This is a genomic window from Ideonella sp., from assembly GCF_044358605.1.
Lineage (GTDB): Bacteria > Pseudomonadota > Gammaproteobacteria > Burkholderiales > Burkholderiaceae_C > Ideonella.
Map to the genome: position 1 here is coordinate 1 of NZ_JBIKNQ010000091.1, position 12308 is coordinate 12308.

Consider the following 12308-nt stretch of genomic DNA (forward strand, 5'->3'; position numbering starts at 1 on the left):
CGCCGCCCGCACCTCTGTGCGGGCAAGCGGCGCAACAACGAATGGCGTGGCCTGTAGGACTCACCCTGAGGGCAGGGCGTCCAAGGGCGCTGGCGGGCGTTACTCTCCTTGCCCGGGCACCAGCCCGGGCTGCGGATCGCGCCTACTCCAGCGCCCTTGGACACTCCTGCGCGGGCAGGATTTATAGGTCAACAGACCCTAGCTCATTCACCGGGTGCTTGGCCTTGGGGCTGGTGCCGCCCGACCGAGCGTTGAGGTGCGGATGCCTGCGAAACAGTTGCTCGGCGGTGGGGCTGCGCCACTGGTTGCGGCTGCAGACGAACAGCACATTGATCTTGGCCTCAGGCTTGGGCACGTTTGGCTCCGTCACCGCACGAGGATGGCTCTGAAGTCGTTCACATTGGTGTGCGTGGGGCCGGTCATCACCAAGTCGCCCAAGGCGGCAAAGTAGCCGTAGGCGTCGTTGCGGTTGAGGTGGTCGGCCACGCTCAGGCCCAGGGTTTGGGCGCGTGCCAAGGTCTCTGGGTGGACGGTGGCGCCGGCGTTGTCTTCCACGCCGTCGATGCCATCAGTGTCGGCGGCCAAGGCCCAGATGCGGGGGTGGGCTTGCAGGGCGGAGGCCAGCCCCAAGCAGAACTCACCGGCGCGGCCGCCACGGCCTTTGGCTTGGCCCGGCTCGCGCGGGCGCACGGTGACGGTGGTCTCGCCTCCGCTCAGGATCACGCAGGGCGGCTCAAAGGCATTGCGGCGGGCCGCTGCGCTGCGGGCCAGGGCAGCGTGCATCTTGCCGATCTCGCGGGATTCGCCTTCAATCTCGTCGCTCAAGATGTAGGCGCGCAGGCCCATGGCCCGTGCCGCCTCGGCCGCCGCTTCCAGGCTTTGCTGGGGCGTGGCGATGACGTGCACAGGCGCCTCTTGGCCTTGGTGCAGCAAACGGGCATCGCCGGGCTTGGGGGTTTCGAGTTGGCCGCTTTGAAGCTGGGCCAGCACGGCGTTGGGCAGCGCGATCTTGTGTTGCTGCAAGATGCGCAGCGCATCGGCGCAGGTGCTGGCGTCGGTCACGGTGGGGCCGCTGGCGATGACGCTGACCTCATCGCCGGGCACGTCGCTGATGGCCAGCGTCACCACCCGCGCGGGGTGGCAAGCGGCCGCCAAGCGCCCACCCTTGATGGCCGAGAGGTGCTTGCGCACCGTGTTCATTTGGGTGATGTCGGAGCCGCTTTCCAGCAGTTGCCGGTTGATGCGCTGCTTGTCGGCCAAGCTCAAGCCCGCGCAGGGCAGGGTCAGCAGGGCGGAGCCGCCACCAGAGATGAGGCACAGCACCAAATCTTGTTCGCTCAAACCTTGCGTTAAACGCAATATGCGCTGCGCGGCCAGCAGCCCGGCTTCATCAGGCACGGGGTGGGCGGCTTCCACCACCTCAATGGCTTGGGCTACACCGGCCGGGCGCGGCGGTGTGTGGCCATAACGGGTGACCACCAAGCCCGACAGTGGCGCACCCTCAATGCCGTGGCGGCGGCAATGCTCGGGCCACAGCGCCTCCACCGCCTGCGCCATGGCGCCCGCTGCCTTGCCCGCCCCCAGCACCACGGTGCGCCCCTGGCCGGGTGCCGGTGGCACCGGCAGCCAAGCGGCGGTGTTGTGCAGCGGCAGGGCGCGGCGCACGGCCACGTCGTAGAGGTGGCGCAGCAGGGCAGCAGGGTCGTTGTCGGTGGGCAGGGTCATGAGGAATCAGGGGCTCAGGGTGAGGGACGCAAAACGTTCCACAAGAAGCGCCCGGTCTCTGGTCTATAGATGTCGCTGTGGGCGCCACCGCCGGTGCCAAAGGACTGGTACTTGATCAACTCGCTGGCATTCACATACAGCATGCGCGTGTCTGGCTTGAGCGCACAGTCAGGGTTCAAGCCGCCGTCTGGCACAGCGGTGCACACGGTCATGCGGTTGCCATCGTCCAAGCGGGCCTCATTTTGCTTCAGGCGCTCCCAAGACTTCATGGACCCGGCCCACAGGGGCCCCGGGATCTTGGACGCCGCTTCTGCCGCTGAGTCATGGCGCGAGGCCGTGAAGACCAGCCGAGCGGCCGCCGGGCAGCCCGGTGCATAGGCCAACTCCGAGGGCCCAGCACCGCTGGCCGTCAAGCGGTTCAAGGAAAAAGCGCCTTGCAGATTGACCAGCGCGTCGACGGCGCCTGAGGCCAGGGGCGGTGCAGCGCTGAATCCATCTGGTGCGGGCAGCACCGTGCCACGGCAGATGGCATGTGACATGGCCCGGGCGCCAAAGCTGCGCCCAATGGCCACCACCTGCGGGCGCTTGCCTTTTGCGGCCTGGGCCGTCACGGCGGGCATCACGGCATGGCGGATGCTGGCGCCCAGCCACCCAGCCGCGAACTCATCTGCATCATTGGCCTTGTTCAGCAAGCTGCTGGGGCGCACCAGCACCGAGCCCAAGAAGGGGTTGTCCCACTGGCTGGGCCAGGTGAAGCCAATGACATAGGGTTTGAAGGCGCTGCCAGGAGAGGCGGCTAAACGCAGGTTGCGGCTGATGGAGGCGAAGTTCTGCATCGCTTCGATCTGCACCGTGTTCCACCCCATGGCGATCATGAAGACATGGGTGTAGTCGCCGGATGCCAAGTCAGCGGTGATGCGTGCGCGGGCGGCTTCTACGCCTCGCCAACTGTCGGCATAGGCATCGGCGCGTGGCACGGCTTGGCGCTTGCAGTCCAACCACGGCACGTTTTTCAGGCTGGGGCTGAGGCGCTTGTCGTCGGGTACGGCGGCGTTCCGGTAGGCGTCGAAAACCAGTGAGCCCGCTTGTCCATCAAAGGCCGCCACGTGCGAGATGAACATGGCCTTGCTGCCACCTTGCATCACGTCCTTGAGCCAGCGCGCTGACCGCTCGTTGACGGCAATGCCGTCGGGCGCGGGCAGCAGGTTGACGGACTGAGCCCCCCGCCGCACCTGGTCGGCGCCGGACTTTTCAGCCCCGATCACCAAGCCCGGCACCCGCATGGCGTACTCGTTGGGGTAGTAGACCAGCGCGTGATAGGGCTGGCTGTCACCGCCGTCGGTGCCGAGGCGGCATTCGTCTGCATAGATCAGCGGCTTGCCCGGCACGGCTTGTGCCCAAGCGACTGGGGTGCAGAGCACCAGGCCCAAGGTGGCCAGAGACCAAGGAGAGGTGTGTGACAACATCATGGGGATAACTTTCAGTAAGAGCTACTGAACTGTGGCCCCACTTGCTCGCTTGCCGCAATATGTGATTTCGCCAATAGCCTGGGCAGGCGGCGCGCCAACTGACTCACACCAGGTTGATCGGTGCCCCACGCTGAAAGGCCTCGATGTTGTCAATCAACTGGTCTGCCAGGGCCTGTGTGGCCTCTTGGCTGGCCCAGGCTACATGCGGTGTGAGGATGAAGTCGGGGCGGTCCAGCAAGGCCATGAAGGGGTGGTCGGCGGGCGGCGGCTCCTGCTCGGTGACATCGAAGGCCGCGCCTGAAATGTGGCCGGCCTCTAAGGCGGGGCCGACGGCAGCTTCATCCACCAACCCACCACGGGCGGTGTTGATCAACAGCGGCGCGCGCCGCATCTGGGCGAACTCTGGCGCGGCAATCATGTGTCGAGTCTCGGGGGTCAAGGGGCAATGCAAGCTCAGCACATCCGACTCGGCCAGCACTTGCTCAAACGGTGTGTAGAGGCTGCCCTGGCCGTGGCGGCCCTTGTGGGCGGCCATCAGCACCCGCATGCCCAAGGCCTCTCCCAGGCGCGCTACCGACTGACCCAGCACACCGTCGCCAATGACCCCCAGCGTAGAGCCCGCCAGGTCCCGGATGGGGTGGTCAAAAAAGCAGAACTGCCCGGCGGCTTGCCAGCGCCCGGCGCGCACCGCGTCGCGGTAGGCGCAGATGCTGCGACGCAAGGCAAAGATCAGGGCCAGGGTGTGCTCTGGCACGGTGTGCACGGCGTAGTGCCGGATGTTGCTGACCACGATGCCGCGCGCCCGGCAGGCTGCCAGGTCCAGGTGGTTGGTGCCGGTGGCCGCCCCGGCAATCAAGCGCAGGCGCGGTGCCTGGCCCAGCGCCTGGGCGTCCAAACGCACTTTGTTGACCACCACCACCTCGGCATCCGCCAAGCGCGCACTCAGCTCTGCAGGGCTGGTGCGCGCATGCTGCACCCAGCGGTGTTCAAAGCGGGGCTGACGCAGGCGGGTGTGCGCGGGCAGTGTGTCCCCATCCAAGAAAACGATGTTCATGGGCGGCTGGTCACTCGGTGGTGATCTTGGCGGTCTTGATGACACGGCCCCAGTAAGCCAGCTCTTTGCGGGTGAACTCGTCGAGCTGGGTCGGGGTCATGGTCTCCACCGTCACGCCCGCGTCTTCAGCCCGGCGCCGCACGTCTGGGTTGGCCAGGATCTTGCCGATCTCGGTGTTCAGGGTTTGCACAATCTCGGGCGGTGTGCCTGCGGGCGCATACAGCGCAAACCAAGAGTCCAGGTTGAAGCCCTTGAGCCCTGCCTCCATGGCCGTGGGGACTTGGGGCAAGGCAGACAGGCGATGGTCGCTGGTGACGGCCAGGGCCTTGAGCTTGCCGCCTTTGATCTGGCTGACCACCGACGCGGGGGTGGTGATGAACAGGTCCATCTGCCCGCCCATCAGGTCCTGCACCGCCGGGCTGGCGCCACGGTAGGGGATGTGGGTGATGAAGGTGCCCGTGAGTTGCTTGAACAACTCGCCCGCAATGTGCTGGATGGAGCCATTGCCTGAGGAGGCGTAGTTGAGCTTGCCGGGGTTGGCTTTGGCGTAAGTTACCAACTCGGCCAAGGTGTTGGCCGGCAGGTTGGCGCGGGTGGTCACCACCTGGGGGGGCGCGGCTCAACATGGCCACCGGTGCGAAGTCTTTGATCGGGTCCCACCCCGCCTTGGCAAACAGATGCGGGTTGCCCACTTGATAACCGCTGTAGGCCACCAGCAAGGTGTAGCCATCCGGTTTGGCGCGCGCCACAGCTTGGTTGCCAATATTGCCGGCGCCGCCCGCCTTGTTGTCGACGATGACGGGCTGCCCCAAGGCCTTGCTCAGCGCGTCACTGATCAGCCTGGCGGTGAAGTCCGTGGTGCCGCCCGGTGCGCTGGGCACCACCAAGGTGATGGGCTTGTCAGGGTAGCGGGACTGCGCCCCGGCAGAAAGACTGAGGCTGGCGGCAATGAAGCCTGCTGCGGTGACGAGGTGGCGACGGTTCATGGCGTGTTCCTGGGTGGGGCGCTGGTGGCGGTGTCAAACAAGCTCGGAGATTTCAATCAGGTTGAAGTCCGGGTCGCGCACATAGACGGACCGGATCTTCTGGGTAGCGCCTGTGCGCAGCACCGGGCCTTCCACGATGGGCCATGGCGCCTGTTGCAAGCGCTCGATCACGGCTTGCAGGGGGATGGACGCGATGAAGCACAGGTCCAGCGCACCGGGCACCGGCAGGTGCGCCTTGGGCTCGAACTCCGAACCCTGCACATGGATGTTGATCTTTTGATGACCGAACTTCAGTGCTTGGCGCTCCACAGGCGGCGTGCCCCCCACAAAGGTTTCGAGCTGCATGCCCAAGACACCCGTGTAGAAGGCGATGCAGGCCTGGGGCCGCGAGGTGGTGAGAACCAAATGGTCGAGGTGATCAATCATGGTGTGATGCCTTGTCGCAGTGCTTGAACATATGGGGGTGCAGGGTGCAGGTCGTTGATGCGCCCGGCCTTGGCCACTTGGCTGGGCACCTCATGGCCCACCAACTGGGGCAGATGCCGTGCCAGTGTCAGCAGGCGCTGCAGGTCGATGCCGGTGTCAAAGCCCATGGCTTGTAGCATGTGGATGGTGTCTTCGCTGCAGATATTGCCGCTGGCCCCCGGCGCATAAGGGCAGCCCCCCAAGCCACCCAGAGATGCATCAAAGCGATGAATGCCTTCGTCCACCGAGGCCAGCACATTGGCCAGCCCCATGCCCCGGGTGTTGTGGAAGTGGAAGGTGATCTGCAGCTCAGCAAAGCGCGTTTGCAGTGCGCGTGCCATGGCCGCAGCCTGGCGTGGGTGGGCCATGCCGGTGGTGTCGCAAATCGTCAGGCCGCGCACGCCCAAGTCGGCAAAGCGACCGGCCCAGCGCAAGACCTCAGACTCAGCGACTTCGCCCTCCATGGGGCAGCCAAAGCAAGTCGACAGCGAGACATTGACGGCGGCATGCCCCTGGGCCTGCGCCACCACCTCGCGCAAACCGGCAAAGCTCTGTTCACGTCCCATGCGCAGATTGGCCAAATTGTGTGTTTCGGAGGTGGACATGACCAAGTTCCACTCCTCGGCACGGCAGGCCAAGGCGCGCTCTGCGCCGCGCACATTGGGCGCCAGCACGGTGTACTCCACGCCGGGCACGCGCTCGATCTGGCCCATCACCGCTTCGGCGTCTTTGAGCATGGGAATAGCCTTGGACGAGGTGAACGAGGTCACTTCGATCTTGGCAAATCCGCAGTGGCTCAAGCCATCGATCAAGGCGACTTTGTCTTCGGTGGGCACAAAGTGCGGCTCGTTTTGAAAGCCGTCGCGGGTGACGACTTCATTGAAGTGAATGCGGGTCATCTGGGTCTCACTGAATCACGCCGCGTGCGCGGAGGTCTTGAATCTGATTGGGGTCGAGGCCCATCTCGGCCAGGATCTGCTCGGTGTCTTGGCCCAGCGTGGGCGCGAGTCGCCGGTGCTGGCCGGGCGTGCGCGACAACTTGGGCACGGTGCCCGGCACCGTCAGCGGCGTGCCGTCGGCCAGGGTCAGCGACTCCAGCATGCCGCGCGCCTGGTAGTGCGGGTCCGCTGCAATGTCGGCCACGGTGTAGATGCGCCCGGCCGGCACGGACGCCTTGTCCAGCAGCGCCAACACCTCAGCCACGCTGTGCTGTGCGGTCCAGGCCCCAATGGCTTGGTCCAACTCTTCGACGCGGGCTACCCGGCCCGCGTTGTCGGCCAAAGCGGGGTCTGCGGCCAGGTCCTCGCGGCCAATCAATTGCATCAGCCGCTTGAAAATGCTGTCGCCATTGCCGGCCACCAAGGCATAGCCGCCGTCCTTGCACAGGTAGGCATTGGTGGGGGCAATGCCCGGCAGGGCGCTGCCCGCTGCTTGGCGCACGGCCCCGAAGGCGCTGTATTCGGGCAACAGGCTTTCCATGCAGTTGAAGACGGCTTCATAGAGCGCCACATCCACCACTTGGCCACGGCCTGTGCGGTGGCGGTCTTGCAGGGCCAGCAAGATGCCGATCACGCCGTGCAGGGCGGCCAGGGTGTCTCCCAGGCTCACCCCCACACGCACCGGCACGCGGCCGGGCTCGGCGGTGAGGTGGCGCAAGCCCCCCATCGCTTCAGCAATCACCCCAAAGCCAGGCCGGTTGCGATAGGGCCCGGTTTGGCCATAGCCACTGATGCGCAAGACGATCAAGCGCGGGTTGGCGGCCAGCAGGTCTTCGGGGTCCAAGCCCCAGCCTTCCATGGCGCCAGGGCGGAAGTTCTCAATCAGGATGTCGGCTTCAGCGGCCAGTTGCCGAACCAGGGCTTGGCCGTCCGGCGCACGCAGGTCCAGGGCCAGCGAGCGCTTGTTGCGCGACTGCACCTGCCACCAGATCGAGGTGCCGTCTTTCAACAAGCGCCACTTGCGCAAGGGGTCGCCCGCGCCGGGCGCTTCGATCTTGATGACCTCGGCGCCAAAGTCCGCCAGCGTTTTGGCGGCAAAGGGCCCGGCGATCAATTGACCCAACTCCAAGACCTTGAGGCCTTGCAGCGCGGCCCGTGGCGAGGCCTCGGGCACTTCGGTGGCGGCGGGGGATGTGGTGGCGGCAGCTGGTGACATGCCGCCAGTGTCTGGCGCGGGGCCGGTGGGCGTCTATTTCAATCTCGCTTGGCGTGTCTTCGCATTTTGCGAAGACGACCTAAGGAAATCCCTCAGCTCCTTCACCGCCAGATCGGCGTCGGTCCGCACGCAGAGTTGCACCTGCCGCGTCGCCCAAGCGTCGCTGAGGGCGCGCCATTGCAGGGCTTTGGCCCGCACCAGGGGCAGCGCCACACCCTTGGGCACGATGGCCAGCCCCAGGCCTGCCGCCACCATGTGGCCCACGGCATCAAAGCTGCGCACTTGCATGCGCAGCTTCAGCGCCCGCCCGGCAGCCATGGCCGCTTGTTGCTGGGCTTGCAGCAGCGCAGCGCCGGCGTTCAGGGTGATCCAGGGCTCGTCCAGCGTCATGGCAAAGGGCAGCGGCCCGCGCCCGCCCAGGCGATGGCCTTTGGGCAGGATCAGCACCAACTCGTCTTGCCGGAACTCGCACACCTCCAGGCCATCGGTCTCAGGCCCCCGCACAAAGACGCCCACATCGGCCCGCCCTTCGCGCACCGAAGCCACCACCTGCTCCGACACCTGTTCTTCCAACTCGACTTGAACCTCAGGCCTCAGGCTGGCGTAGTCCGCCAGCAGCGGCGGCAAGAACTGAATGATGGCGGCCGTGCTGGAGCACACATGCAGATGGCGTGCAATGCCCTGGCGGGCGTCATGCAGCTCGGCCATCAGGTTGTCCAACTCTTGCAAGATGGCCATACCCCGCTTCATGAAGGCGCGACCCAGCGCGGTGGGGGTCAGGCCGCGTGAGTGGCGGTCAAACAGCGGCCCGCCCAGCGCGCGCTCCAGGTCGCGCAGGCGCCGGCTCGCGGCGGGCAGCACCAAGTGGCATTCGCGCGCGGCCTGGGTGAGGTTGCCCGTGCGTGCGCAGGCCACGGCCAGCCGAACAGACACAAAGTCAAAGCGCGCCAGGTTGTAGGACGGAGTGCTCATGACAGGCGTCTTTCAGGCTTTGAACCCCAAGAGCGCCCAACGGCCCACCTCTGCCAGCACTGCCTCATCTTGCTCACGGATGCCCTGCTCATGGGCTTTGGCGGTGTCGTAATAGGCGGCGACGATGACCGGCGCTCGGCCGGTGTGGGCAGGGGGCCAGAAGATGGCCACATCGTTGTACTTGTCAACCATGCCCGGCGCCATGGCAGTGCCGGTCTTGTCACCCGCGCGCCAGCCTGGGGGCAGCGTGGCGCGCAGACGCTTGAGGCCGGTTTGGGTGGCCACCATCCAGTCGACCAGGCGGGCACGCGAGGCGGGGCTCAGGGCTTGGCCGGTCAACAGCGCGGCGGTGGTGCGAGCCATGGCGGCGGGCGTGGTGGTGTCGCGCAGCTCGCCCACGGGCACCAGGTTCATCGCGGGCTCCAGCCTGTCAAGCCGGGTGGTGGTGTCGCCCAGGTCGCGCAGGTGTTGGGTCAAGCCCGCTGGGCCGTCCATCAAGGCCAGCAGCAGGTTGGCGGCGGTGTTGTCGCTGGTGGTCTGGGTGGCTTCGGCCAGGGCTTGCACCGTCATGCCGCCTTGGGCCAGGTGTTGTTTGGCCACCGGCGCATAGCTTTGCAGGTCCGCCTGGGTGTAGGGCACCCATTGGTCGGCCTTCAAGCGGCCCTGGTCGATCAGGCGCAGCACCACCCCGGCCAAGGCCAGCTTGAAGGTGGAACACAGGCCAAAGCGTTCGTCCTGCCGATGGCCCAGCAGGGCACCGCTGCCGGTGTCCAGCACGGCCACACCCAAGCGGCCACCGGCACGCTGCTCCAGCGCTGCCAGGGCTTGCGGCAGGGCTGCTGCGGGCGCGCTGCTGACAGGGGCTGTGGCGGCTTGCAGGGCGCTGGGCGCGGCGCTGGCCAGTGCCCAGGCCAGGGTGTGTCGGCGGCTGAGGCGAGAGGGAGTGTTCATGGCGCATCAAAGGGGTGAGGCGGTGCCTTGGGAAAGGCGAGCGCCGTGTGGGCGGGCAGCTTGGCCATGCAGGCTTGGAACAGCGCGCTGCGCAAGCCGCGCTGTAGCCAGGCTTGCACGGCGGGCAGGGCCTGCGCCTCAAACCAGGCCGGGTCCACGGCCGCAAACTGCCGCACAAAAGGCCAGAGGGCCAGGTCGGTGGCGCAGGGCTGTTCGCCCGCCAGATAGCGGCTGTGCTGCAGCAAGGCCTCCAGCGGCATCAGGGTCGTCTCCAGGGCTTGGTGGCGGGCTTGCTCGCGGCCCAGGGGCAGCAGCTGGCGTTCGGGGTATTTGTAGGCGTCGAGCAAGCGCTTGAACTCGCCATCATTGCGCTGCAGCAGAGTCAGCATCGTGGGTTCTTGGGCGCGCTGCCAAGCGTGTTCCTGCTCACTGCCTTGCAAGGCCCAGGCCATGATGTCCCAGCTTTGCTCCAGCACGGTGCCATCACTCAGGTGCAGCACCGGCACCGTGGCCTTGGGCGAGATCGCCAGCAGCGCGGCGGGCTTGCGGCGCAGCTCAATCTCAAAGGCCGTAAAGGGCCGCTGCGCCCACAGCAAGGCCATGCGGGCGCGCATGGCATAGGGGCAGCGGCGGTAGGTGTAGAGCAGGGGCAGGTCGGTCACGGCCGCAAGGGTACTCGAAGCCGCAGGCGGGGCTTGCTACCATCGCGCCCCATGAAATTTGCCGACCGACTTCAACAACTCCCCAAAGTGAGCCACCTCACTGCCCTGCAGCTTTGGGACGCCAAAGGCCAAGTGCTGGCCACGCTGGAAAACAAGCCCGGCCAAGCCGGTTCGCTCGCGGTGTATGCGGCCTTGGCAGCGCTCTATGGCGGCCAGATCACCCCCGCTGCGGCCGCTTTAGGCCTGGAGTGGTATGCCGAGCACACCGCCGACGCGCAGCAGTTCCCGGGCAAGCACCCCAACATCGACCGGCTGATGGCTTGGGCGCAGGGCAGCGAGGCCTATGGCGTGAAGCTGGTCGCAGCTTGAGGCGCAACGTGGGCTGTGGCTGACGCCACAATCGGCGCATCTCATCATTGATGGCCGATCACCGTCGGCAGCATCCCCACCATGTCCTCATCCTGGACCCACCACGCCATCTCCCTCATCGAGGCCGACTACTGCCGCAGCGCAGACACCCACCTCATCGCCCTGCCCCTGCCTGCCTGGGCGGCTCAGGGCATCGACTTCTACCTCAAGGACGAGTCCACCCACCCCACGGGCAGCTTGAAGCACCGGCTGGCGCGCTCGCTGTTTTTGTATGCGCTGTGCAATGGTTGGCTGCGCGAGGGCATGACGGTGGTGGAGTCCTCCAGCGGCTCCACGGCCGTCAGCGAGGCTTACTTTGCGCGCCTGCTGGGCCTGCCCTTTGTGGCGGTGATGCCGCGCAGCACCTCGCCCGAGAAGGTGGCCTTGATCCGCTTTCAAGGCGGTGACTGCCATTTTGTAGACCATGCGGGCGAGGTCTATGCCGCTGCCCAAACCCTGGCGCAAGAGCGTGGTGGCCACTACATGGACCAGTTCACCTATGCCGAGCGGGCCACCGACTGGCGGGGCAATAACAACATCGCGCAAAGCATGTTTGAGCAGATGGGCTGCGAGCGCCACCCGGTGCCGCGCTGGATTGTGGTGGGCGCGGGCACCGGCGGCACCAGCGCCACCATTGGCCGCTTCTTGCGCTACAAGCGCCACCCCACGCAGCTGTGCGTGGCCGACCCGGAAGGCTCGGTGTTCGCGGCCTATCACGCCAGTGGTGACGCGAGCCTCACGGCGCCGGGCTCGCGCATCGAGGGCATTGGCCGCCCGCGTGTCGAGCCCAGCTTCATCCCCAGCCTGGTAGACCGCATGAGCGTGGTGGGCAATGCCGACTCGGTGGGCGCGATGCTGGCGCTCTCAGAGCTGCTGGGCCGCCCTGTGGGGCCATCGACCGGCACCAACCTGGTGGCCATGCTGAGCCTGGCCGAAGAGATGCGCCAGCGCGGCGAGAGCGGCTCGGTGCTCTCTTTGCTGTGCGACAGCGGCGAGCGCTATCGCGGCACCTATTTCTGCGCTGACTGGGCTCAGGCGAATTGTGGGGAGGTCGAGACATCGAGACAGCGAATCGTCAGGTGCTTCTGATTCTTATCAGGAATCATGCGGGACCTGACAATTAACTGCAATCGATAGGATTGGAGTCAGATCTTATGCAGGCTTGTAGTCAGGGTTGAACTTGATGGTGTTTGGATTTTTCTTGCAGTATTCAGAAAGCGGCTCAACTCCGGCTGAGAGGGCATCGCAATCCTGAAGTGGCACCTTGATCCAACCCACTATATCGCTCTTCTGGAAGGACGCCCCATTGACTTCGTTGCCGGTTTCTTCCCTGCCATTGACCTGCTTAGCGATTGGGCCTAACAGGCTGCTGAAATACCGACCGGTTGTGATGGTCGAGCGAGGCGCAGCGAGGACAATGTGAGCATCTCGATCTGAGAGAGACCTATGCGCGGCGCCGACA

The 12308-nt window shown here is 65.9% G+C and carries 14 protein-coding genes and 1 pseudogene; 3 read left to right on the forward strand and 12 right to left on the reverse strand.

Annotated features, from left to right (window positions below; genetic code table 11):
• Positions 1 to 181: 181 nt before the first annotated feature.
• The 5 genes and pseudogenes from ACIQ3Q_RS21330 to ACIQ3Q_RS21350 form a co-directional block, all read right to left on the reverse strand.
• Positions 182 to 355, reverse strand: coding sequence for a hypothetical protein (locus ACIQ3Q_RS21330; RefSeq protein WP_396271249.1), 174 nt, complete (start codon positions 353 to 355; stop codon positions 182 to 184).
• 11 nt (positions 356 to 366) lie between these two features.
• Positions 367 to 1725, reverse strand: coding sequence for a glycerate kinase (locus ACIQ3Q_RS21335; RefSeq protein ID WP_396271250.1), 1359 nt, complete (start codon positions 1723 to 1725; stop codon positions 367 to 369).
• A 14-nt stretch (positions 1726 to 1739) separates the two neighbouring features.
• On the reverse strand, positions 1740 to 3188 hold the full coding sequence (locus ACIQ3Q_RS21340) for a hypothetical protein (RefSeq protein WP_396271251.1): 1449 nt from the start codon (positions 3186 to 3188) through the stop codon (positions 1740 to 1742).
• Positions 3189 to 3297: 109 nt separating this feature from the next.
• Complete coding sequence (locus ACIQ3Q_RS21345; RefSeq protein ID WP_396271252.1) at positions 3298 to 4248, reverse strand: D-2-hydroxyacid dehydrogenase; 951 nt, start codon at positions 4246 to 4248, stop codon at positions 3298 to 3300.
• A 10-nt stretch (positions 4249 to 4258) separates the two neighbouring features.
• Positions 4259 to 5060 (reverse strand): annotated as a pseudogene (locus tag ACIQ3Q_RS21350) (Bug family tripartite tricarboxylate transporter substrate binding protein).
• Here ACIQ3Q_RS21350 and ACIQ3Q_RS21355 point away from each other — a divergent pair.
• Entirely contained in the window at positions 5032 to 5157 is a 126-nt protein-coding gene (locus tag ACIQ3Q_RS21355; RefSeq protein ID WP_396271262.1) for a hypothetical protein, read from the forward strand. The pseudogene ACIQ3Q_RS21350 and the gene ACIQ3Q_RS21355 sit on opposite strands and share 29 nt — an antisense overlap.
• A gap of 110 nt (positions 5158 to 5267) precedes the next feature.
• Here ACIQ3Q_RS21355 and ACIQ3Q_RS21360 read toward each other — a convergent pair whose 3' ends face one another.
• From ACIQ3Q_RS21360 to ACIQ3Q_RS21385, 6 genes are read right to left on the reverse strand one after another with little or no spacing between them, the layout of a single operon-like run.
• Positions 5268 to 5660 (reverse strand): VOC family protein, encoded by a 393-nt coding sequence (locus ACIQ3Q_RS21360; protein ID WP_396271253.1) that lies wholly within the window; start codon positions 5658 to 5660, stop codon positions 5268 to 5270.
• Positions 5657 to 6598: a hydroxymethylglutaryl-CoA lyase gene (locus ACIQ3Q_RS21365; protein WP_396271254.1), complete on the reverse strand. Its 942-nt coding sequence runs from the start codon at positions 6596 to 6598 to the stop codon at positions 5657 to 5659. Before ACIQ3Q_RS21365 ends, ACIQ3Q_RS21360 begins: the two co-directional genes overlap by 4 nt.
• A gap of 7 nt (positions 6599 to 6605) precedes the next feature.
• Positions 6606 to 7853, reverse strand: coding sequence for a CaiB/BaiF CoA transferase family protein (locus tag ACIQ3Q_RS21370; RefSeq protein WP_396271255.1), 1248 nt, complete (start codon positions 7851 to 7853; stop codon positions 6606 to 6608).
• Positions 7854 to 7886: 33 nt separating this feature from the next.
• Positions 7887 to 8825 carry a LysR family transcriptional regulator gene (locus tag ACIQ3Q_RS21375; RefSeq protein WP_396271256.1) on the reverse strand — a complete coding sequence of 313 codons (939 nt, stop codon included), beginning with the start codon at positions 8823 to 8825 and terminating at the stop codon, positions 7887 to 7889.
• Between the two features lie 12 nt (positions 8826 to 8837).
• Positions 8838 to 9776, reverse strand: a complete 939-nt coding sequence (gene bla / locus ACIQ3Q_RS21380) for a class A beta-lactamase (protein ID WP_396271257.1) — start codon at positions 9774 to 9776, stop codon at positions 8838 to 8840.
• Positions 9773 to 10438 carry a glutathione S-transferase gene (locus ACIQ3Q_RS21385; protein ID WP_396271258.1) on the reverse strand — a complete coding sequence of 222 codons (666 nt, stop codon included), beginning with the start codon at positions 10436 to 10438 and terminating at the stop codon, positions 9773 to 9775. Before ACIQ3Q_RS21385 ends, bla begins: the two co-directional genes overlap by 4 nt.
• A 51-nt stretch (positions 10439 to 10489) precedes the next feature.
• On the opposite strand from ACIQ3Q_RS21385, the gene ACIQ3Q_RS21390 reads away from it, so the two are divergent.
• A complete protein-coding gene (locus ACIQ3Q_RS21390; RefSeq protein WP_396271259.1) occupies positions 10490 to 10807 on the forward strand; it encodes a DUF2322 family protein in 318 nt (105 codons plus the stop codon).
• Between the two features lie 81 nt (positions 10808 to 10888).
• Positions 10889 to 11935 carry a PLP-dependent cysteine synthase family protein gene (locus ACIQ3Q_RS21395; protein ID WP_396271260.1) on the forward strand — a complete coding sequence of 349 codons (1047 nt, stop codon included), beginning with the start codon at positions 10889 to 10891 and terminating at the stop codon, positions 11933 to 11935.
• 63 nt (positions 11936 to 11998) lie between these two features.
• Here ACIQ3Q_RS21395 and ACIQ3Q_RS21400 read toward each other — a convergent pair.
• On the reverse strand, positions 11999 to 12308 hold a 310-nt coding region (locus tag ACIQ3Q_RS21400), incomplete at its 5' end, for a hypothetical protein (protein WP_396271261.1).